The organism is Kitasatospora sp. NPDC006697, assembly GCF_042869935.1.
Taxonomy (GTDB): domain Bacteria; phylum Actinomycetota; class Actinomycetes; order Streptomycetales; family Streptomycetaceae; genus Kitasatospora.
This window is the reverse complement of record NZ_JBIAGU010000023.1, coordinates 63341-83737: the sequence shown is the minus strand read 5'-3', so window position 1 is coordinate 83737 and position 20397 is coordinate 63341. Positions and strand designations below refer to the sequence as shown.

Below are 20397 nucleotides of genomic sequence, written 5' to 3'. Positions count from 1 at the left end.
AGGCCGCCCCCGACCGCGGGTCAGTCGAAGTCGTACACCGTGACCTCGATGCCCCGGCCCGCCAGCCGGTCGAGCAGCAGCGGCTCGATCCGCTCCCACCGCCCGCCGGCCAGTCCGCAGCCGATCCGCGGCAGGTGCACCGAGGCGCCGAGGTCCAGCACGGGTCCGGCGAGGCGGTCGAGCGCGCGGTCGATCGCCTCGTACCGCACCGGCACGCCGGAGGACCGGCCGGTGCGGATGCCGCGCTGGCCGACCAGGTTGGCCACCCAGACCTCCCGCTCGACCTGCACCAGCTGCATCGCGCCCAGCCCGAAGTCGTTCCCGGCCCGCTCCCGGTGCCAGCGGCGGTACGCGGCCTCCGGTTCGGGCCAGCGCTTGGAAAGCGCCAGCACGAAGCCCTTGCCCCAGCCGCCGAGGTCGTTGCAGACGTGGGCGATCACCTTGGGCCCCTTGGCCTGCGGACTGCTGGCATCGCCCTTGAGGTACCGGATCGCGCTCGTCATGCAGGCAGCGTATGCCCGCGATCAAATGATTGACCGACCAGCGCGGCAGGCCCGGAGGCGGGCCCGAAGAGCAGGGCGGCGTTCTGCCCGCCGAAGCCCGCCGAGGTGGAGAGCGCCAGCCTGCTGCGCACCCGGCGCTCCGTCCCCCGCACCAGGTCCAGCTCGATGGCGGGGTCCGGCCGGTCCAGGTGCGCGATGGGCGGGACGATGCCTTGAGCCACCGTCAGGACGGTGACCACCGCCTCGATCGCCCCGGCCGCGCCCAGGGTGTGCCCGAGCGCGCCCTTGGTCGCCGTGACCACCGCCTCCGGGCCGCAGACCCGCCGCAGCGCTCGGGCCTCGGCGAGGTCGCCCAGGCGGGTGCCGGTGGCGTGGGCGTTGACGTGGTCGACGTCCCCCGGCGCGGCGCCGGCCTGCTGCAGGGCCCGGCGGACGGCCAGTTCCAGCCCGCTGCCGTCGGGGTGCGGGGTGGTCAGGTGGTGGGCGTCGGCCGAGCTGCCGGCGCCGAGCAGCAGGGCGTGCGCCCGGGCGCCCCGGGCACGGGCGTCGGCGGCGCGTTCGAGGACCAGCACGGCGGCGCCCTCGCCGAGCACGAACCCGGTGCGGGCCCGGTCGAAGGGGCGGCAGGGGCCGTCCGCGAGGGCGTCCATCCGGGCGAAGGCGGCGGCCGTCAGCGGGTCGACGGGGGCCTCGGCGCCGCCGGCCAGCACCAGGTCGCAGGCGCCGGAGCGCAGCAGGTCCCGCCCGAGGGCGAGCGCGGTGGCACCGGAGGCGCAGGCGGTGCCGACGGCCAGGCTGGGTCCGCGGGCGCCGAGCAGCAGCGAGAGCTGACCGGCGGCCATGTTGGTCATCATCAGCGGGACGGCGAGCGGTCCGACCGTGCCGCCCCGGGCCAGTCGGCGGCCATGCTCGGCCCAGCCGGCCGCGCCGCCGAAGGCCGAGCCGATCAGCACGGCCACCCGGGCGCCGTCCCAGCCCTGCGGGTCGAGGCCCGCGTCCCGGACCGCCTCGGCGGCGGCGACCAGCGCGAACTGGCTGAACCGGTCCGCCCGCCGGGCCACCGCGGCGCCCAGCAGCGCGCCCGGGTCGAAGCCGGGCACCCGGCAGGAGCAGCTTGCCTGCCCGGCGAGCCGCGGGTCCGGGCGCTCCAGCCCGCGGCCCGCCCGGACCGCCGCCCAGCAGGCGGCCACGCCCGCCCCGGCCGCGGTCACCGCGCCGAGGCCGGTGACCGCCACCTCCTCGGTCATGCCACGCCCGGCTTCCCGGCCAGCAGCTCCCCCAGCTGACCGAGGGTCAGCTCGGGGGTCAGCTCCTCCTCGGGGAGGGCGAGCGCCAGGCGCTCGGCGAGGATGTCGGCCAGTTCCACCAGGGCCAGCGAGTCGAGGCCGAGCTCGTCGAGGCTGGCCTCGGCCCGCAGGTCCGGCTCGGGCACCTGGAAGGCGCCGATCAGGATCTCCGCGAGGACGGGGTGGACGACGGGACTGTTCATGGCGCGCCTCCGATTGCCGCCCGGACCGGTGGCACCTCCACGGCCCGCGCCACCATTACCCCGCACCGGCCCGCCCCGGCCGGGCGCTCCCTGGTCACGGCCCTGTTGAAGACCGGCCCGCGTTGCACACCGCCCGTCGGGGGTAGGGTCGGCCGGTGCCCGAACTGACGTCACTCCACGCCGACCACGCCCCGGCCGTGCTGGCCTTCGAGCTGGCCAACCGCGCCTACTTCGCCGACTCCGTCTCGGACCGCGGCGACGAGTACTTCGCCCGGTTCGCCGAGCGCTTCGCCGATCTGCTGGCCGAGCAGGAGGCCGGCGTCTGCGCCTTCTACCTGCTCTTCGACGCGGACGGCTCGGTGCTCGGCCGGTTCAACCTGATGGACCTCGTGGACGGCGGCGCCAGCCTCGGCTACCGGGTCGCCGAGCGGGCGACCGGGCGGGGCGTGGCGACGGCGGCCGTCCTGGAGCTCTGCCGGCTGGCGCCGCTCGCCCATGGGCTGCGCGAGCTGCGGGCAGCGGCCGCGGACACCAACCCGGCCTCCCAACGGGTGCTGGCCAAGGCCGGCTTCACCCCCGCCGGCCCGGCGGGCCCGGCCGACCTGGGCGGCCGCACCGGCAGCTGGTTCCACCGCACCCTGGTCGCCGCGCCCTGACTCCCGGTGCCTCGCGCGGGCCCGGCCACCACGCCCGGCAGGCCCCATCGCCCCACGGCCCCACGGCCCCACGGCCCTGTCAGAACACCGACCACCCGGTCGCCGTGGTGAACGCGTCCAGCGCCGCGACGGCGCCCACCGAGTTGCCCGCGCGGTCCAGCGCCGGGCCCCAGGCGCAGAGCGTGCCGCGGCCGGGCACGACGGCGAGGATGCCGCCGCCGACGCCGCTCTTGCCCGGCAGGCCGACCCGGTAGGCGAACTCGCCGGCCGCGTCGTAGGTGCCGCAGGTGAGGAGCACGGCGTTGACCCGCTTGGCGTCGCTGCGCGAGAGCACCCGGCTGCCGTCGCCGCGCAGGCCGTGCCGGGCCAGGAAGAGCCCGGCCAGCGCCAGGTCGCGGCAGGAGGCGGCGATCGCGCAGTGCGCGTAGTAGTGGCCGAGCACCGCCTCGACCGGGTTCTCCAGGTTGCCGTAGCTGGCGATGAAGTGGGCCAGCGCGGCGTTGCGGTGGCCGTGTTCCGCCTCGGAGGCGGCCACCGCCAGGTCGGTGTCCAGCGCCGGGTTTCCCGACTCGGCGCGCAGGAACTCGCGGACGGCACCGGCCGCGTCGCCGGTGAGGCTGAGCAGCCGGTCGGTCACCACCACGGCACCCGCGTTTATGAACGGGTTGCGCGGGATGCCGTGTTCGGCCTCCAGCTGCACCAGCGAGTTGAACGGGGTGCCGGAGGGCTCGCGGCCGACCCGGTGCCAGACCGGCTCCCCGGTGGCCAGCGCCAGCGCGAGGGTGAAGAGCTTGGAGATCGACTGGATGGAGAACCGGGCCTCCCAGTCGCCCACCCCGTGCACCTCCCCGTCCACGGTGGCGAGCGCCAGGCCGAAGGCTCGGGGGTCGGCCGCGCCGAGGGCCGGGATGTAGTCGGCGACCCGCCCGGTGGCGAGCACCGGGCGGGCCGCTTCGTGGGCGCGCTGGAGTTCGAGCTGGTAGTCCACCCGGTCACCCTAGACGGGGTGACCGGCGGCGGATCACAGCGGGAAGGCGATGTCGCACACCTCGTCCTGCGGGCCGGCCGCGTCCCAGTCCGCGAAGTAGATCTCGCGCGGGCCGGCCGAGGCGGTCTCGCCCCGCTCGCGCAGCCACTGGGCCACGGTCTCGAAGGCGGAGAGGATCTGCGGGAACTCCACCTGGGCCTTGGCGATCCGCAGGTAGGCCTCGCGGTGCGCGGGCTCCTGACGGGTCGGCAGGTCGGCATGGCCGGCCAGCGCCGGGTCCACCGGGACACAGGCCTCCACCGGGCCGTCACTGTCCAGGTCGACCTCCCCGTGGTACACGACGAACGGCACGCCCACCGGCCCGCCGTACGGCGCGGCCGCGGCGATCAGCCGGGTGATCGAGGCGCCGATCCAGCCGGGCAGCTCCTCGGGGGTGAGGTGCCGCTGCTCGGTGAGCACCAGCTGGGCGGGCACCTCTCGGGTGCGTACGTTCTCGGTCATGACCTGGCCTCCTTCGTTGCCGGACACCAGCTCCCGCACGTGCGCCGCCAGGTGCCGCTGCGCCGCGAACCTGGCCTCGGCCGCGTCCCAGTGGGCCGCGACCAGCCCGGCCCGTTCGGCGGCGGGCGCCGCCAGCACCCGGGCCACCTCGGCCAGCGGCATGTCCAGACGGCGCAGCCAGACGATCAGCCTGGCGTCGCCGAGCCGGTCGGCCCGGTAGCGGCGGTAGCGGTTGGCGGCGTCCACCTCGTCGGGGACCAGCAGCCCCTGCTGTTCGTACAGGCGCAGGGCCTTGGCCGACAGCCGGGAGCGGCGGGCGAACTCGCCGCTGGAGAGCAGTTCCCCTTCGGGATCGGGCAGGGCGGGCATCGGCAGGGCGGGCATGGGCGGGGCGGTGTCCTCTTCGTCCGTTCCGGTTGGGGGCCGCACTCCCCTGTGGTGCGGCCCCGGGTTCCACCCTCGGCCCTGCCCCAGGGGCGAGGTCAACGGGGCCGTCCGGGCCCCGTTGTCCCTCGCTCCGACGAGGATGCCGCACCGGCGCTGCTCACGGCCCCGGCGACATGGCGGAAGCGCGGACGACGGGGAGCCCGCACCGTGCGACTCCTGACGATGACTCACTTCCAGACAGTTTCCAACAGGAAACATCAGGCACGGGGGCTTGACCAGTGTGACGGGTGACATGTGTCATTGCACAGGCAGCCGCTGACCCTCGCCCTGGACAGCCGGGTCGGCGGCTGCCGCCGTCCCCCACTCCTTCACAGAGAGTCAGGACCCCCTGTGCCCATCGCACGTTCACGCGCCGGCAGCACACTGAAGCGCCTCCTGCTGACCGGCCTCGCCCTGGGAGTCGCCACCGCCGGCTTCACCGGCACCGCCCTGGCCCAGGCCCAGCCGACCCCGTCGGCCAACGCCGCCAGCGCCAGCACCCACCCGGCCGGCGAAGGCTGGCAGCAGATCAATGGGATGTGGGTGCAGGTCGGCGCCACTCGTCCGCACGTGATGCCCAACGCCGACACCTTCGCCAAGCAGCAGGCCGCACTGGGCAGGAGCGGCGGCGGCAACGGCGTCGCCACCCCGCAGGGCGCCAAGGCGGACGGGATCGTCACCCCGGACAACAACTACGACCTGCAGATGACCTACCGCGGCGGCCAGGACTCGATCGGCGTCACCACCGGTGCGCCCAAGGTCTACCTGGTCTACTGGGGAAACCAGTGGGGCAAGCAGAGCACGGACCCGGCCTCCGGCGACGTCGGCTTCACCGGTGACCCGGACCAGGCCGCGCCCTACCAGCAGGAGTTCTTCAAGGGCCTGGGCAGCAGCACCGACACCTGGTCCAAGGTGCCGACCCAGTACTGCGAGGGCATCGCCCCGGGCTCCGACTACTGCCCGGCGAACGCCAACCACGTCGGCTACCCGCAGGCCGGCCAGACCCTCGCGGGCGTCTGGTACGACGACGCGGCGCCCTCCCCGGACGCCGCCACCGAGCCGCAGATCGCCGCCGAGGCGGTGGCCGCCGCCAAGCACTTCGGCAACACCGACCCGAACGCGAACCGCAACGTCCAGTACGTCATCAACGCCCCGCAGGGCACCGATCCGGACAAGTGGAAGGAGCTGGGCTACTGCGCCTGGCACACCTTCACCCGGACCGCGTCGGCCGGCACCCTGGCCTACACGATCATGCCGTACCTGACCGACGTGGGCCCGTGCGGCACCAACTGGATCAACCCGGGTCCGCGCGGCCGCCTGGACGGTTACGGCATCATCGGCGGTCACGAGTACAGCGAGACCATCACCGACCAGAACCCCTCGGGCGCCTGGACCGACGCCACCGGCCAGGAGAACGCCGACAAGTGCTCCTGGATCCCGGTCGGCCGCAACGGCGGCATGTTCGACCTACAGCTCTCCACCGGCAGCTTCCCGGTGCAGACCACCTGGTCGAACTACGACCACCTGTGCACGGGCGACGACCCGCTCTTCTCCAATGCCGCCCTGCTGGTCACCAAGCCCTGTGACCAGACGGTGCAGACCGGCGTGCCGGTGAACATCCCGGTGATGGCCTCCGACGCCGCCGGCCGCCCGATCACCTACAGCGCCAAGGGCCTGCCCGCCGGCCTGTCGATCAACGCCACCACCGGCCGGATCGGCGGCACCACCAAGGTGACCGGCGGCAAGACCATCACGGTCACCGGCAAGGACGACCAGGGCAACACCCAGAGCCAGACCTTCACGGCCAAGTTCGCCAAGGGCCCGCAGATCGGCTGCACCCCGATCGAGCAGCTGAACGACGCCGGCTTCGAGAACGGCACCTCCGACCACTACGACTGGAACCCGTCGGGCTACAACATCGTCACCCCGTCCTCGGCGCACCAGGCCCACACCGGCAGCGGCTACGCCTGGCTCGGGCAGAACACCGCCACCGACGACTCGATCACCCAGTGGATCGAGACCACCCCGGGCTACACCCAGGAGCACTTCTCCTTCTGGCTGAACATCACCGGCAACGCCCAGGGCACCCCGGCCGCGACCGGCGCCCCGCAGGACACCCTGTCGCTGGAGCTCTACGACCAGTACAGCGGCAACTACATCGGCACCGTCCGCACCTGGAACAACCTCAACGCCACCAAGGGCTACCAGCTCCAGACCCTGGACCTGACCCCCTTCGTGTCGCCGGAGTTCGGCTCCACGGTCGGCATCAAGCTGGTCGCGCACGAGACCAGCGGCAAGACCGCCTTCCTGATCGACGACGCCTCGGTGAAGCTCACCTGAGACCGCTGAACGGCCGCGGCCCCGTCCTCCTCGCGGAGGGCGGGGCCGTCGGCTCGTGACGGGGTGTCAGGTGGCGCCGAGCTGCGCCAGGTAGGCCTCGGTGAGGGCCGGTTCGGCCAGCCAGTTCGCGTAGTCGGCCGGCTCGGCGTAGGTGTTGGCGAACCGCCGGGCCACCGCGGGCCGCTGGGGCGCGGCCGCGAAGACGGCCTGGAGGTGGTCCGGCATGGTCAGCATCGCGGTGGTGAAGTCCACGGTGTGGCGGGCGTGCTGCTGCCAGAACTCCTCGAAGACGGCGTGCATCCAGTCCTCGTCGAAGGGCCCGGCGCCACGGGCCCGGATCGCGCCCAGGTAGTGCTCGGCGGCCCGGGCCGCGCTGTTGGCGCCCTGGCCGGTGATCGGGTCGTTCAGCACCACGGTGTCGGCGATGCCCAGCACCGGCAGCCCGGGCGCGGCTTCGGCCACCGGGCGGCGGACCGTCGGGGTCACCGCGCCGTACAGCCCCGCGCCCCGGTCGGTGGGCACCGCGCCGGCCCACAGCTCGGCCTCCCAGGGCAGGTACTCGGCCAGCACCTGGCGGATCCGGTTGACCTGCTCGCGCGGACCCGGGCGGTCGGCGAAGCAGTCCAGCGCACTGCCCGGCAGCGCCTCCCAGAGCAGGATCGAGCAGGGCCCGGTCCGGGTCAGCGCCGGCTGCAGGTAGAGCTCGCCGAGGCCGGGCAGCGCGTGCATCCGGGCGGCCGGCTCGGTGGCCGGGTCCGGCGAGCCCACGCCGTGCGCGTAGAGGCAGGCGATGGTGCGCAGCGGCGCCTCGTGCCGGGAGCGCCGCGGATCGCGCTCGAAGAGCGCGGCGGGCTCGCCGCCGCGGCCGGTCGCCACCACGGTCAGCTCGTGCCGGGCGGCCAGCCGGGCCAGTCCGGCGGCGTCCAGCGTGCGGTACTCCACCCGGCCGCCGCGCTCCTCCAGCAGCTCCAGCCAGCTGGCCATCTTCACCCGCTGGTCCACCGACTCGACCGGCTCGTCGGGCCGCATGGTGAACTCCAGCGTCCGCTCGCCGGGCTGGGCGACCAGCACCGAGCGGACCGCGCCGACCCGCGGCACCTGGCCGGCCCACAGGTCCAGCCCGGCCGCGGCCTCGATCCGCAGCGCCGGGCCGAACATCGCCTGGGTGGAGAGCACCGGGCCACCGCGCACCTCACCGGGTGTCCGGGCGGTCACCAGGGTGACCTCGTACCCGGCGGCCAGCAGTCCCAGTCCGAGTTGCAGACCGGCCTGTCCGGCCCCAGCGATCGCGATCCGCCGCATGCGCCCTCTCCCGGGTGATTGACGAAGTACCTGATGCTACGTCAGTGCGAGTCGGCCCGTCCGGGACTCGGCGATATGTGCCGGTGGCATAGTTCCGCGCCCGCGGCCCCGGGGGGGGTGGGTCGGACCGGCGGAACGGCGGGTGCCGTCCGGGCAGCCGACGAGGGCTGCCCGGACGGCGTTCAGGAGCGGATCAGGGTGCGGTCAGGAGGTGACGGCGCAGGCGGTGCCGTTCAGCCTGAAGCTGCTCGGCGCGCCGTTGGTGCCGGGGACGGAGGTGGCGCTGAAGCCGAAGTTGACGCTGGCGCCGGGGGCGATGACGGTGTCGTAGCCGGACGGGTTGCCCGCGGTGGCCTGCTTGCCGTTCTGGGTGTAGACGGCGTTCCAGATCGAGCTGATCGCCTGCGGGCCAGGGAAGGCGAAGACCAGGGTCCAGCCGTTGATCGTGCTGCTGCCGGTGTTGGTGAGGGTGACGCTGCCGTTGAAGGTGGTGCCCCAGTCGGACAGCTGGTACTGCACCGAGCAGCCGCCGGCGGGCGGGGTGCTGCTGGCCGTCGCGGTCGGCGTGGGCGTCGGGGTCGGCGTGGGCGTCGGCGTCGGCGTCTGGGTGGGCGTGGAGGTGCTGCCGCTCTTCGCCTGGTCCGCCCTGGAGTGCGCGGCGAAGGTGCTCAGCACCGGGTCGCCGTGCAGCACGCCGTAGGTGCCGTCCTTGCCGCTGTTCTCGTACCACCAGAAGGCGTCCGCGTCGCCGTTGCCGGACTCCATGGTGGCGTAGACGGCCGGCCAGTAGGTCGACCGGGTGCTGCTGCTGGTGTTGAACTCGCCCAGGAAGAACGGCTTGCCGGCCCCGGTGTGGGCGTCCGCGATGTACCTCCCGATCAGCGTCCGGGTGGCGCCGGCCGACAGGTTGGCCCAGGACTCGGTCGGGTAGACGTGCGCGGTGCAGAAGTCGATGTACGGCGACTGGCACTCGTAGGTGTAGGGCACGCCGTTGTCGCTGCCGTAGCCATAGGAGGTGCCCTGGCCCTCCTCGCCGTTGTCGATCATGTGATGGGGGTCGATGCTCTTGAGGTGGGCGCCGACCGTGTCCTCCCAGGCGCGGAAGACGGTGCCGGCGGTGTTCTCGGCCGTCGTCTCGTTCTGGTAGCGGGGCTCGTTCATCAGCTCCCAGGCGAAGACGGTCGGGTCGTTCTTGTAGGCCACGCCGGTGTAGTGGTTGACCCGGTTGAGCGCGTAGTCGGCGTAGTACTCGTAGTCGGCCAGGCAGCCCGCGCACTTGGCCGGGTCGAAGAAGTCGCCGGAGTTGCCGGTGGCGGCGCCCTCCCAGCCGAGCAGGGTGTTCACGCCGCCGTACGCGGTCCAGTAGTTCTCCAGCGTGGGGATGACCCTGAGGCCGTGCTGGGCGGCGGAGTAGAGGATGTAGTCGAACTCCGCCCACTGCTGGTCGTTCATGGTGTTCTTGGCGGTCTCGAAGCCGTGCCAGCTCTCGTGGTCGAACATCCAGGTGCGGACCACGGTGACGCCGTCGGAGGCCATGTCGGCCATCTGCCGGTCGATCGCGGCCTTGTCCATGTACTGGGTCTCGGTGTCGCCCGAGCCGCTGCCGTAGGTGAACAGGTCGTAGGAGTTGGCGCCGGCGAAGTAGCTCACCTGGCCGTTGACGCAGAAGTGGGTCCCGCAGCGGCTGACGAAGCCGCCGGGGGTGGCGGCGGCCGCGGGGGTGGACCGGGTGAAGGCCAGGCCTGCGGCGGCCAGGGCCAGCACGAGGAGCATGACCAGCGGCCAGGCCTGTCCTCGGTGCTGCCTCACATCGTGTGGGTGGCTCGGAAGGTGGTGCACGCGTGTTCCCTTTCGTCCCGAGTGGGTGGGGGTGGTGGTGCAGCCCTTGGCCGTGAGGGAAGTCGGCGGGCCCGGCCCGGGCGCCGGGCTTGGCGGGGGCGACGGTGCGGACGGAGAGCTGTCGGGGCATCCGTCCGCACCGCGTCTGTGGGGGTGTCCGGCGGGGCGTCAGCCGGCGGTCGGGCGGATCTGGTTGACGCAGCGCAGCACGGGCGCGCCGACCAGCTCGTCCGGGTCGAGCCGGCTGCCGGTGCTGACCTGGAAGGTGGCGCTCTCGCCGGGCAGCAGGGTGACCAGCATCTCGTCCACCGCGGCGTCGCCGGCCAGCCGGTCCGGGAAGAGCGCCAGGTCGCGCAGCAGCGTGTGGGCGGTGACGGTGACCTGGTAGCCCCCGGCGGTCCGGGTGACGGTGGAGTCGAACTCGGCGGGCGGCAGCTCGGCCGCCAGGTCCTCGGTGAAGAGCCGCACGGCGCGCTGCCCGCCGAGGGCCGCGGTGAGCAGCTCGCTGCCCGGCTGTCCGGCGGTGGCCAGTTCGGCGGGCAGCTCGACCCGCACGGTGGCGCCGGCCGGCACCGCGACGGTGCGGGACTCGCCGGCCAGCAGCTCGCCGTCGAACCGGTGCCGGGCCAGTCGCAGTTCACCGCTCCACTCCTCGGTGGAGTCGTTCACCAGCACCGCCTCGCCCTGCTGCAGGGTGATCAGCCGGTCGGCGTAGACCCGGCGCAGCGCGTACCAGAGCGGCTTGCGCCGGCCGTCGCCGTCCACCGCGGACCAGGAGGTGACGGGCCAGCAGTCGTTCAGCTGCCAGACGATGGTGCCGCGGCAGAGCGGGGCCAGCGAGCGGAAGTGCTCCACGCCGAAGGCGATGGCGCGGGCCTGGTTGAGCTGGGTGAGGTAGTGCCAGTCGTCGTAGTCGTTGGGCAGCGGCAGGTGGCCCTTGAGGCCGAGCAGCAGCTTGGCGTTGCCGTCGATGGCCTTCTGGTGGTGCAGCACCATCGGCGCGTCGGCGGCGAGTTCGCCGCCGACCGAGCGGCGCAGGGTGCTGTGCGCGGGGGGCGCCTGGAAGCCGAACTCGGAGACGAACCGCGGGTGGTACTCGGCGTACCGGGTGTAGTCCTCGCGGTTCCAGACGTCCCAGATGTGGATGGTGCCCTCGGCCGGGTCGTTCGGCGGCAGGTCGGGGCGGCCGGAGTACGGGCTGCCGGGCCAGTAGGGGCGGGTCGGGTCGAGTTCGGCGAGCAGGCCGGGCAGCAGGTCGTAGTAGTAGCCGGCGCCCCAGCTGCGGCCGGCCAGCTCCTCGGTCCAGCCCCAGTCGGCCCGGCCCTCGATGTTCTCGTTGTTGCCGCACCAGAGCACCAGGGAGGGGTGCGGGGCGAGCCGGGTGATGTTCTCCCGCGCCTCTGCGGCCACCTCGGAGTGCAGCGGCTCCTCCTCCGGGTAGGCGGCGCAGGCGAACAGGAAGTCCTGCCAGACCAGCATGCCGGTGGCGTCGGCGAGCCGGTAGAACTCCTCGCTCTCGTAGAGGCCGCCGCCCCAGACCCGGAGCAGGTTGATGTTGGCGCCGGCGGCCTGCTCGAAGCGCTGGGCGAGCCGGTCGGGGGTGACCCGGTTGGGGAAGCAGTCGTCCGGGATCCAGTTGGCGCCGCGGACCTTGACGGGACGTCCGTTGACCGAGAGGGCGAAGGCCGCGGTGTCCAGTTCGACCCGGCGGAAGCCGATCTCCCGGCTCCAGCGGTCCAGCGTGCCGGGGCCGGCCAGCTCCACGGTCAGCTCGTGCAGCCGCTGCTCGCCGAGGCCGCGCGGCCACCAGAGCTCCGGATCGGCCACCCGCAGGGCGAGTTCGGCGGTGCGGGCGCCGGGGGCCAGCGCGGCGCTGACCGACTGCCCGGCGACGGTGGCGGTGACGGTGAGCGGGCGCTCGTCGGCGCGCTGCACCCGGACGGCGACCTTGACCAGGCCGTCGGCGGAGCCGGCTGCCCGCTCCGGGTCCAGGGTCGCCTCGGGGCGGACCTCGGCCAGCCGGGCCGCGCTCCAGCTCTCCAGGCCGATCGGGCGCCAGATGCCGGCGGTGACCACGGTCGGGCCCCAGTCCCAGCCGAAGTTGCAGGCAGACTTGCGAATGAAGGGGTAGGGCTCGCGGTAGGCGCCGGGGCGGTGGCCGAGCGCGGCGCGCTGGGCCTCGGCGTAGCCGTAGGCCGAGTCGAACCGGATGCTCAGGGTGTTCTCGCCGGCCTTCAGCAGGTGGCGGACCGGGAACCGGTAGGAGCGGTGCTGGTTGGCGGTGCGGCCGAGCAGGGTGCCGTTCAGCGTCACGGTGGCCACGGTGTCCAGTCCGGCGCAGACCAGGTCGGTGTGCTCCTGCTGGTCCGGGTCCCAGCGGAAGACGGTGTCGTAGCGCCAGTCGGTGCGCCCGATCCAGGAGAGCCTGGTCTCGTTGTCGTCCAGGTAGGGGTCGTCGATCAGGCGGGCGGCGAGGAGGTCGGTGTGCACGCACCCGGGCACGTTCGCGGGAACCGCCTGGAACCGGGTGCCGCCCGAGACGGCGGTCAGGGTCCAGCCCTCGTGCAGGGGTCGCATCACGGTCACGGTGTCGCTCCTCGATTAACCGGTTAACTACCGGAACGTTAAAGGGGGTCGCTTTCCCCTGTCAACGGGCGGTTGACCGTTCTCGTAGGCGCCCGTGATCAGTGGTGCTGTAGGTTGAGGACGAGGCAGTTCACCTAACCGGTTCAGCGCAGAGGAGTGCCGTGAAGCAGGGGACCCGGCGGCCGACCATCGCCGACATCGCCAAGGTGGTCGGCGTCTCCAAGGTGTCGGTCTCCAACGCGCTCAACGGCCAGCCGGGGGTCTCCGAGGCCACCCGGGCCCGGGTGCGCGCCGTGGCCGAGGAGCTGGGCTTCGTGCGCAACAGCGCGGCCCGCGCGCTCAGCGGCGCCAAGGCGCACGCGGTCGGCCTGGCGCTCTGCCGGCCGGCCCGGATGCTGGGCACCGAGCCGTTCTTCATGGAGCTGATCGGCGGCATCGAGACGGTGCTCTCCGAGGGCGCCTACTCGCTCGCGCTGCAGGTGGTCGCCGACCACGACAAGGGCCTGGAGGCCTACCGCCGCTGGTGGGGCGAGCGGCACATCGACGGCGCGATCCTGGTCGACCTGCGCCAGGACGACCCGCGGATCCCGGCGATGGAGGAGCTCGGCCTGCCCACCGTGGTGATCGGCCACCCCTCCGGCTCCGGCAGCCTGACCCCGGTCTGGTCGGACGACGCGGCGGCGGTGCGCGAGACCCTGGAGTACCTGGCGGCGCTCGGCCACCGCGCCGTCGGCCGGGTGGCCGGCCTGCCCGGGCTGGTGCACACCGCGATCCGCGACGCCGCCTTCGCCGAGTCCTGCGCGCAGCTGGGCCTGCAGCCACTGCCGACCGTGCACACCGACTACACCGGCGAGGAGGGCGCCCGGGCCACCCGGCGGCTGCTGGTCTCGCCGGCGCGGCCGACCGCGATCGTCTACGACAACGACATCATGGCGGTGGCCGGGCTCTCGGTGGCCCAGGAGCTGGGCCTGGAGGTGCCGCGCGACCTGTCGATCGTGGCCTGGGACGACTCGCCGCTGGTGCAGGTGGTCCGACCGGCGCTCACCGCGCTCACCCGCGACATCCACGCCTACGGTGCCAACGCCGGGCGCACCCTGCTCTCGCTGATCGCGGGCGAGCGGACCGCCGGCTTCGAGGACGCGGCGCCCCGGCTCACCCCGCGCGGCAGCACCGCCGCCCCCGGCGCCTGAGGAGCCGTCAGATCCGGGCGGTGGGCGGCCCGGTGGTCCCCCGGGGCACCAGCACCGGGGCGGGTACGATCCGGGGTGCGGCCCGGCCGTGGTCCAGCAGCTCCAGCAGGCAGCGGGCGATCTCGGCGCCGTGCGAGAACGGGTCGTGGCTCATCGCGGAGAGCTGCGGCCGGGTGATCCGGCTCAGGTCGGAATCGTCCCAGGCCACCATCGAGCAGTCGCCGGGCACCCGCAGCCCGAGCTCGGCGGCCACCGCGAGTCCGGCCACCGCCATGATGTCGTTGCCGTAGATGATCGCCGTCGGCCGGTCCGGGCCGGCCAGCAGCGAGCGGGTGGCCCGGGCGCCGTCCTGCGCGGAGAGGTCGGTGGTCACCGACCGGGCGCTCACCAGGTCGAGTTCGCGCGCGGTCGCCTCGAAGGCCCCGGCCCGCACGATGCTCTGGCCCAGCCGGGCCGGGCCGCCGACCCGGGCGATCCGCCGGTGCCCGAGCACCGCCAGGTAGCGCACGGCCTCCGCCATCGCGGCCGCGTCATCGGCCCAGACCGCGGGGAACGGCCCGGCCAGCGAGGGGTGCGCCAGCGCCACCGCGGGCATGCCGAGCTTGTGCAGGGCGGGGATCCGCGGGTCGTCCGCGGTCACCCCGGGCAGCACGCAGCCGCTCACCCGGCCGGACTGCCACCACTGCCGGTAGAGCGCCGCCTCCGTCTCCGGATCGCGGACGGTGTGCAGCAGCAGCGACCAGTGACGCTCCGCCAGCACGCTCTCGATGCCGCCGATCATCGCCATGTAGACCGGCGCGAGACCGGCCAGTTCGGCCGCCGGGGGCACCATCAGGCCGATGCTGCCGCCGGTCGCCGCGCCCGCCAGCGAGCGCGCGGCCTGACTCGGCGTCCAGCCCAGTTCGCCGGCGGCGGCCAGGATCCGCTCCTTGGTGGCGGCGGACACCCCCGGCCGGCCGTTGAGCGCGAGCGACACCGCACCCGCCGACACCCCGGCCCGCGCCGCGACGTCCCGGATCGTCACCCGCGCCCCCATCGCACCCGTCCTCTCCCGCCCGTCCCGCCAACCCCGCCATCCTGCCAGGCCCCCCGGGGACCGGACCGTCGGATCCCGAACGGCGCGGCGTACTCCACCAGGTCGGCCTCCTCCGCGCTCGGGAAGGCGGCGAGGTTGATCGCACGGACGGCCTCGCGGTCCCCGGCGGCCTCGGCACGGGTGGTCCACAGCCGGGTCATGAAAGTGGTCAGCCTTTCAGGCTTTCACACTCAACTGATCGTCAGACGGTACTTGTTCAACTGTTCACCGATCAGACATCAACGCGCTATCTACGCGCGTTTCACTCTCACCCGTCACGAACAACCACGTACGGCACACCAACCCCGTACGACGCACGAGCCCCAGAAGAGACGGTGCCATGGCTCAGGTGAGCGAGCGGGTCCGGCGGCGCAGCCGCCCGCGTGAGGGATGGGCCGGGTGGCTGTACTCGGCCCCGGCGCTGCTGATCTTCTCGGTCTTCATCATCGGGCCGACCGCCTACACGGTGTACATCAGCACGTTCCACTGGAACACCCTCAACCCCGCGATGTCGAGCTTCATCGGCGCGGACAACTACCGGCAGCTCTTCCAGTCCAGCACGCCGGACTTCCTCACCAGCGCGGGCAACTCGCTGGTCTACTGCGCCGCCATGGTGATCGGCGGCACCGCGCTCTCGCTCGCCCTGGCGCTGCTGCTGCAGCGCGGCGGCCGGCTGCTGACCGCCACCCGGGTGGCCGTCTTCGCCCCGCACGCCACCCCGGTGGTGGCCACCTCGCTGGCCTGGGTCTGGCTCTTCAACCCGCAGTTCGGGCTGCTGGACATGGTGCTGAAGGCCCTGCACCTGCCCACCTCGCAGTTCCTCTTCTCCCCCACCTGGGCGATGCCCTCGGTGATCGCCTACAGCCTCTGGCACGAGGTCGGCTTCACCGTGGTGCTCTTCCTCGGCGGACTGGCCGTCACCTCCGGCGAGCTGAGCGAGGCCGCCCGGACGGACGGGGCCAACGCCTGGCAGGAGTTCTGGTACGTCACCTGGCCGCAGCTGCGCCCCGTGACCCTCTTCTCCGTGGTGATCACCAGCATCACCTCGCTGCAGGCCTTCACCCAGTTCTACGAGATGGGGCGCGGCGGACCCGCCTACGCCACCACCACCCTCAGCTACCTGCTCTACCAGGAGGCCTTCGTGCTCTTCGACACCGGCTACGGCGCCGCGCTGGCCGTCGTGCTGTTCGTCGTGACCGCGGCCTTCACCCTGCTGCAGCGCCGGATCGGCGACCGGATCGCCGCCGACCTGTGACCCCTCCCGCACCTCCGCCCCGTCCCGTCCCCACTGGCACAACGCCACCTCGCTCGGCAAAGGATCCAGCAATGTCCTCGAAGTCCCCGGTGCGCCGCACCGCCGCCACCGTCCTGGCCGCCGCCTGCGCCCTGGGTGCGCTCGGTGCCTGCTCCTCCGGCTCCTCGAAGTCCACCGCGGCGGACGCCGGTTCGGGCGGCACCACCACCATCTCGTTCATGCAGATCATGATCAGCGGCACCCAGAAGAGCACCCTGGTCGCGCTGACCGACGCCTTCCAGAAGGCCAACCCGAACATCAAGGTCGACCTGCAGTACCAGCCCGACTACGGCACCCTGCACGCCAAGGAGACCGCGGGCGTGGCGGCCCACAACCCGCCCACCATCGGCCAGGTCTACGAGAGCTGGGCCGCCGAGTACGCCAAGAGCCAGGTGATCCTGCCGGTCTCGCAGTACGCGGGCAGCGACAAGCCGGCCGGCCTGGGCGACTTCTACCAGGGCGTGCAGAAGGACCTGCGGCTGCCCGACGGCAAGCTGTGGATGTGGCCGTTCAACAAGAGCGTCCAGGTGATCTTCTCCAACCAGAACATGCTCCAGGCCAAGGGCATCAACCCGCCGACCACCTGGGACGAGTTCGCCACCGCCGCCAAGGCGGTCTCCGGCAACGGCGTGACCGCGATCAGCGTGGACCCGGGCACCACCGCCTCGCCGGGCGGCGGCACCATCCTCTTCCAGGCGCTCTGCGCCGCCAACGGCACCCCGGACTTCGCACCCGACGGCACCCCGCAGATCAACAGCCCCGCCGCCGTGCAGGCGATGAGCTACCTCGCCGACCTGAAGAAGGCCGGCGCGCTGGCGGTCGGCACCAACTTCCCGGGCGAGACCGCGCTCGGCGCCCAGAAGGGCGCCTTCGACATGTCCAGCGCGGCCGGCTACTACTTCGAGAACCAGGCGGTGGGCGGCAAGTTCACCCTGGCCACCCAGGTGCTGCCGAGCGGGTCCAGCGGCAAGCCGGCCAACGTGCTCTCCGGCACCAACATCGCGATGTTCGCCTCGGCCTCCAAGGCCCAGCAGGCCGCCGCCTGGAAGTACATGCAGTTCCTGGCCTCGGCCGAGAGCCAGGCCCAGTGGTCCAGCACCACCGGGTACCTGCCGGTCACCCCGAAGGCGCTCGACCAGATGGGCGACTTCCTGGCCAAGAACCCGTACATGAAGACCGCCGCCGGCGCGCTGGACTACGCCTTCGCCCAGCCCGCGCTCCCCTGGGTCGCCAAGGCGCAGGGCGAGGAGGTGGTCGCGCTGCAGAAGGTGCTGGAGCAGGGCACCGACCCGGCCGCCGCGCTGAACGCCGCCCAGCAGGCCGCCGTGGCCGACCAGAAGGCGGGCCAGTGACCCTCGCACCACCGCCCGTGCCGCGCGGCCGGGGCTCCCGGCCGCGCGGTGCGGTGCGCCGCACCGCGGCCGTGCTGATCGGCCTGCTCTTCCTCTTCCCGTTCTACTACGTGCTGGTCACCTCGCTGAACTCGGCCTCGCAGTCCACCACCCTGGCCGACGTGCTGCTGCCGCACTGGCACTTCGAGAACTACGCCCGGGCCTGGGCGGCCGCGCCCTGGCCCCGGCTCTTCCTCAACACCCTGCTGATCGGCGCCTGCACGGTGGCGCTGGCACTGGCCACCTCACTGCTGGCCGGCTTCGCCTTCGGGGTGATGAGGTTCCGCGGCCGCGGGCTGCTCTTCACCCTGGTGATGGCGGTGATGATGGTGCCGGGCACGGTGCTGCTGATCCCCGACTACATCATCGCCACCGACATCCACTGGCTGGACAGCTACTGGATCCAGATCGTGCCCTGGGGCGCCAGCGTCTTCGGCATCTTCCTGGTCCGGCAGTTCTTCCTCGGCCTGCCGCCCGAGCTCTTCGACGCCGCCGAGCTGGACGGCGCCGGGCGGTTCCGGATGCTCTGGTCGATCGGCCTGCCGCTGGTCCGCCCGGCCATGCTGATCATCGCCCTGCAGATCTTCCTGGCCAGCTGGAACTCCTTCCTCTGGCCGTTCATCATGACCCAGAACCCGGACGTGCAGCCGGTCGAGGTCGGCCTGGCCGCGTTCGCCGGCGCCGACGGCACCGACTACCCGGGCCTGGCCGCGGCCGTGGTCTTCACCACCGTGCCGGTGCTGGCCTTCTTCCTGGTGCTGCAGCGGCACTTCGTCACCGGCGCGATGTCCACCGCGGGAGGCGTCCGTGGCTGACGAACCCCTGGTGCTGGTCACCGACTTCGACGGCACGCTCTACCGCGGTGACGCGCCGATCCGGCACTACGCCGAGCAGGCCGCCCGCGCCCTGGCCGCCGGCGACCGGGCCCGGCTGCTCGCCGGCGTGGAGGAGTTCCTGGCGCTCGGCGCCGCCGCCGGACCGGCCACCGCCGAGGCGGTGGACGCCTGGGAGGCCGTCGCCGTGCTCGGCCGCTCCGCCGGACTCGACGGCGACCAGCTGCAGCGCGCCTTCCTGGCCACCCGTGAGCTGATGCTCGATCCGGTCCGCTGCCCGCTCGAGGTGCCGGCCGGCTACGCCGAGCTGATCGCCGAGCTGCGCGCGGCCGGGGTCCGGGTGGTGCTCGCCACCAACAGCCCGGCCGAAGGGCTGGACGCGCTGCTGCGCCGGCTCGACCTGCCCCCGCTGCTCGACGCGGTGGTGGCCGGCACCGGCAAGCCCGCCGGCCTGCGCCGGCTGCTGAGCGCCGAGGCGCCCGAGGGCGCCGGCCGGCTGCTCTGCGTGATCGGCGACCACTGGCGCAACGACATCGAGCCGGGCCTGGCGGTGGGCGCGCACAGCGCCTACATCGACCGCTTCGGCCGGGCCGACGGTCCGGCCGGCGCCATCGCCCCCGCCGTGGAGGGGCTGCTCGACTCCATCCGGACCTGGTCCACGGGCCGGGCTCCGATCGAAAGGAACTGAACACCCCGCATGGCCACCATCGAATTCTGGGGCGGCGTCGGCGTCATCGGCGGCAGCAAGGTCCTGGTCCAGCAGGACGGGTACCGGGTACTGCTGGACATCGGCATCGACATCCCGTCCGGCGGCGACCTGTTCCGCCTGCCGGTCCGCCCCCGGCCCGGGCGCGAGCTCGCCGACCGGCTGCGGCTGGGTGCCGCCCCCGCACTGCCCGGGCTCTTCGACCCGGCGGCGCTGGCGGCGGGCTCACCGCTGGCCGACCCGCAGGGCGAGACCGCCGTCTTCGTCAGCCACCCGCACATCGACCACGTGGGCCTGGCCGGCTTCGTCCGCCCCGAGGTGCCGGTCTACGCGCACACCGACGCGGTGGACGTGCTCACCGCGCTGGCCGCCACCGGGCAGGGCCTGACCCACGGCGAGCCCGACTGGCGGCGGCTGGCCTCCGGCCAGAAGGTGGCGGTCGGCCCGCTGGAGGTCGAGTGCCTGCCGGTGGACCACGACGTCCCCGGCGCCAGCGGCTACCTGGTGCACACCCCCGACGGCACCCTGGTCTTCACCGGCGACTACCGCTTCCACGGCCACCACCCGGAGCGCTCCTGGGAGTTCGTCGACCGGGCGGCGGGCAGCGCGGTGCTGGTCACCGAGGGCACCACGCTGGGCTGGGACAGCTCCGGCCGCCGGCGCGACGAGACCGACGTGGCCCGCGACTTCGCCGCCGCGCTGGAGCGCACCCCGGGCCTGGTGCTGCTCTCGCTCTACCCGCGCGACGTGGACCGGGTGCGGGACTTCCTGGAGATCGCCGAGGCGGCCGGGCGCCGGATCGTCTTCACCGCGCCGATCGCCGCCTTCCTGCGGCTGGTCGGCGTGCCGGAGGCGCTCTCGCCCGCCGAGGTGCCGGCCGGTGAGCTGCACGCCGAGCCGGGCCGCTACGTGCTGATGCCCGATCCGGACGACCTGGCCTCGCTGCTCGACCTGCCGGTCGGCGACGACTTCCCGCTCAGCTGCCTGGTGCACGCCAACGGCGAGCCGCTGGGCCCGTTCGAGCCGCGCTGGGCACCGTTCACCGAGTGGCTGACCGCGCTGGGCATCCCGCTGCTCCAGATCGGCTGCTCCGGCCACGCCTCGCAGGACGACCTGCACCACATGCTGGAGCGGATGCGCCCGGAGGTGGTCTTCCCGATCCACACCACCGCGCCGACCCGGCTGCACCCGCCGCGCGGCATGCGCCGGGTGCTGGCGGCCCACGGGACCGGCTACTCCTTCGACGGCGAGCAGGCCTGACGGGCCTGACGGGCCTGA

Annotated in this window: 17 protein-coding genes; 8 read left to right on the top strand and 9 right to left on the bottom strand. The window is 73.3% G+C overall.

Annotated features, from left to right (window positions below; translation table 11 throughout):
* Window positions 1–20: 20 nt before the first annotated feature.
* Genes ACFYNO_RS28125 through ACFYNO_RS28115 form a run of 3 tightly spaced genes read right to left on the bottom strand, consistent with a single transcriptional unit; the run spans window position 21 to window position 1992 of the window.
* On the bottom strand, window positions 21–503 hold the full coding sequence (locus tag ACFYNO_RS28125) for a macro domain-containing protein (protein WP_388018360.1): 483 nt from the start codon (window positions 501–503) through the stop codon (window positions 21–23).
* Window positions 500–1750, bottom strand: coding sequence for a beta-ketoacyl-[acyl-carrier-protein] synthase family protein (locus tag ACFYNO_RS28120; protein WP_388018357.1), 1251 nt, complete (start codon window positions 1748–1750; stop codon window positions 500–502). The genes ACFYNO_RS28125 and ACFYNO_RS28120 overlap by 4 nt, the downstream gene beginning before the upstream one ends.
* Window positions 1747–1992, bottom strand: a complete 246-nt coding sequence (locus ACFYNO_RS28115) for an acyl carrier protein (RefSeq protein ID WP_388018354.1) — start codon at window positions 1990–1992, stop codon at window positions 1747–1749. Before ACFYNO_RS28115 ends, ACFYNO_RS28120 begins: the two co-directional genes overlap by 4 nt.
* A gap of 155 nt (window positions 1993–2147) precedes the next feature.
* Here ACFYNO_RS28115 and ACFYNO_RS28110 point away from each other — a divergent pair, with 155 nt between their 5' ends.
* The gene (locus tag ACFYNO_RS28110) at window positions 2148–2648 is read left to right on the top strand and encodes a GNAT family N-acetyltransferase (protein ID WP_388018351.1); all 501 of its coding nucleotides are present in this window, start codon (window positions 2148–2150) and stop codon (window positions 2646–2648) included.
* A gap of 79 nt (window positions 2649–2727) precedes the next feature.
* Here the strand turns inward: ACFYNO_RS28110 and ACFYNO_RS28105 are convergent, their stop codons facing one another.
* A complete protein-coding gene (locus tag ACFYNO_RS28105) occupies window positions 2728–3636 on the bottom strand; it encodes a glutaminase (RefSeq protein WP_388018348.1) in 909 nt (302 codons plus the stop codon).
* 33 nt (window positions 3637–3669) lie between these two features.
* Window positions 3670–4521: a MerR family transcriptional regulator gene (locus ACFYNO_RS28100; protein ID WP_388018345.1), complete on the bottom strand. Its 852-nt coding sequence runs from the start codon at window positions 4519–4521 to the stop codon at window positions 3670–3672.
* Between the two features lie 393 nt (window positions 4522–4914).
* Between ACFYNO_RS28100 and ACFYNO_RS28095 the strand changes: the two genes are divergently transcribed.
* Window positions 4915–6903, top strand: coding sequence for an Ig domain-containing protein (locus ACFYNO_RS28095; protein ID WP_388018342.1), 1989 nt, complete (start codon window positions 4915–4917; stop codon window positions 6901–6903).
* 66 nt (window positions 6904–6969) lie between these two features.
* Here ACFYNO_RS28095 and ACFYNO_RS28090 read toward each other — a convergent pair whose 3' ends face one another.
* The 3 genes from ACFYNO_RS28090 to ACFYNO_RS28080 all read right to left on the bottom strand — a co-directional run bounded on the left by ACFYNO_RS28090 (window position 6970) and on the right by ACFYNO_RS28080 (window position 12621).
* Entirely contained in the window at window positions 6970–8205 is a 1236-nt protein-coding gene (locus tag ACFYNO_RS28090; protein ID WP_388018339.1) for a styrene monooxygenase/indole monooxygenase family protein, read from the bottom strand.
* Window positions 8206–8409: 204 nt separating this feature from the next.
* Entirely contained in the window at window positions 8410–10014 is a 1605-nt protein-coding gene (locus ACFYNO_RS28085) for a cellulose binding domain-containing protein (protein WP_388018336.1), read from the bottom strand.
* Between the two features lie 198 nt (window positions 10015–10212).
* A complete protein-coding gene (locus ACFYNO_RS28080) occupies window positions 10213–12621 on the bottom strand; it encodes a glycoside hydrolase family 2 protein (protein WP_388018541.1) in 2409 nt (802 codons plus the stop codon).
* Between the two features lie 170 nt (window positions 12622–12791).
* Between ACFYNO_RS28080 and ACFYNO_RS28075 the strand changes: the two genes are divergently transcribed.
* Entirely contained in the window at window positions 12792–13820 is a 1029-nt protein-coding gene (locus tag ACFYNO_RS28075) for a LacI family DNA-binding transcriptional regulator (RefSeq protein ID WP_388018333.1), read from the top strand.
* Window positions 13821–13827: 7 nt separating this feature from the next.
* Here ACFYNO_RS28075 and ACFYNO_RS28070 read toward each other — a convergent pair whose 3' ends face one another.
* A complete protein-coding gene (locus ACFYNO_RS28070) occupies window positions 13828–14856 on the bottom strand; it encodes a LacI family DNA-binding transcriptional regulator (RefSeq protein WP_388018330.1) in 1029 nt (342 codons plus the stop codon).
* Window positions 14857–15235: 379 nt separating this feature from the next.
* On the opposite strand from ACFYNO_RS28070, the gene ACFYNO_RS28065 reads away from it, so the two are divergent.
* The 5 genes from ACFYNO_RS28065 (at window position 15236) to ACFYNO_RS28045 (ending at window position 20379) form a co-directional block, all read left to right on the top strand.
* A complete protein-coding gene (locus ACFYNO_RS28065) occupies window positions 15236–16150 on the top strand; it encodes a carbohydrate ABC transporter permease (protein WP_388018327.1) in 915 nt (304 codons plus the stop codon).
* A gap of 71 nt (window positions 16151–16221) precedes the next feature.
* Window positions 16222–17541, top strand: a complete 1320-nt coding sequence (locus tag ACFYNO_RS28060; RefSeq protein WP_388018323.1) for an extracellular solute-binding protein — start codon at window positions 16222–16224, stop codon at window positions 17539–17541.
* Complete coding sequence (locus ACFYNO_RS28055; RefSeq protein ID WP_388018320.1) at window positions 17538–18395, top strand: carbohydrate ABC transporter permease; 858 nt, start codon at window positions 17538–17540, stop codon at window positions 18393–18395. The genes ACFYNO_RS28060 and ACFYNO_RS28055 overlap by 4 nt, the downstream gene beginning before the upstream one ends.
* Window positions 18388–19101: an HAD family hydrolase gene (locus ACFYNO_RS28050; RefSeq protein ID WP_388018317.1), complete on the top strand. Its 714-nt coding sequence runs from the start codon at window positions 18388–18390 to the stop codon at window positions 19099–19101. The genes ACFYNO_RS28055 and ACFYNO_RS28050 overlap by 8 nt, the downstream gene beginning before the upstream one ends.
* Window positions 19102–19110: 9 nt before the next feature.
* Entirely contained in the window at window positions 19111–20379 is a 1269-nt protein-coding gene (locus ACFYNO_RS28045; RefSeq protein WP_388018315.1) for an MBL fold metallo-hydrolase, read from the top strand.
* The last annotated feature ends 18 nt before the right edge of the window (window positions 20380–20397 follow it).

Coding starts and splice junctions, on each gene's coding strand:
- ACFYNO_RS28060 (WP_388018323.1), top strand. CDS start 16,222: ATGTCCTCGAAGTCCCCGGTGCGCCGCACCGCCGCCACCGTCCTGGCC.
- ACFYNO_RS28125 (WP_388018360.1), bottom strand. CDS start 503: ATGACGAGCGCGATCCGGTACCTCAAGGGCGATGCCAGCAGTCCGCAG.
- ACFYNO_RS28080 (WP_388018541.1), bottom strand. CDS start 12,621: ATGCGACCCCTGCACGAGGGCTGGACCCTGACCGCCGTCTCGGGCGGC.
- ACFYNO_RS28090 (WP_388018339.1), bottom strand. CDS start 8,205: ATGCGGCGGATCGCGATCGCTGGGGCCGGACAGGCCGGTCTGCAACTC.
- ACFYNO_RS28100 (WP_388018345.1), bottom strand. CDS start 4,521: ATGCCCGCCCTGCCGATGCCCGCCCTGCCCGATCCCGAAGGGGAACTG.
- ACFYNO_RS28120 (WP_388018357.1), bottom strand. CDS start 1,750: ATGACCGAGGAGGTGGCGGTCACCGGCCTCGGCGCGGTGACCGCGGCC.
- ACFYNO_RS28065 (WP_388018327.1), top strand. CDS start 15,236: ATGGCTCAGGTGAGCGAGCGGGTCCGGCGGCGCAGCCGCCCGCGTGAG.
- ACFYNO_RS28070 (WP_388018330.1), bottom strand. CDS start 14,856: ATGGGGGCGCGGGTGACGATCCGGGACGTCGCGGCGCGGGCCGGGGTG.
- ACFYNO_RS28115 (WP_388018354.1), bottom strand. CDS start 1,992: ATGAACAGTCCCGTCGTCCACCCCGTCCTCGCGGAGATCCTGATCGGC.
- ACFYNO_RS28045 (WP_388018315.1), top strand. CDS start 19,111: ATGGCCACCATCGAATTCTGGGGCGGCGTCGGCGTCATCGGCGGCAGC.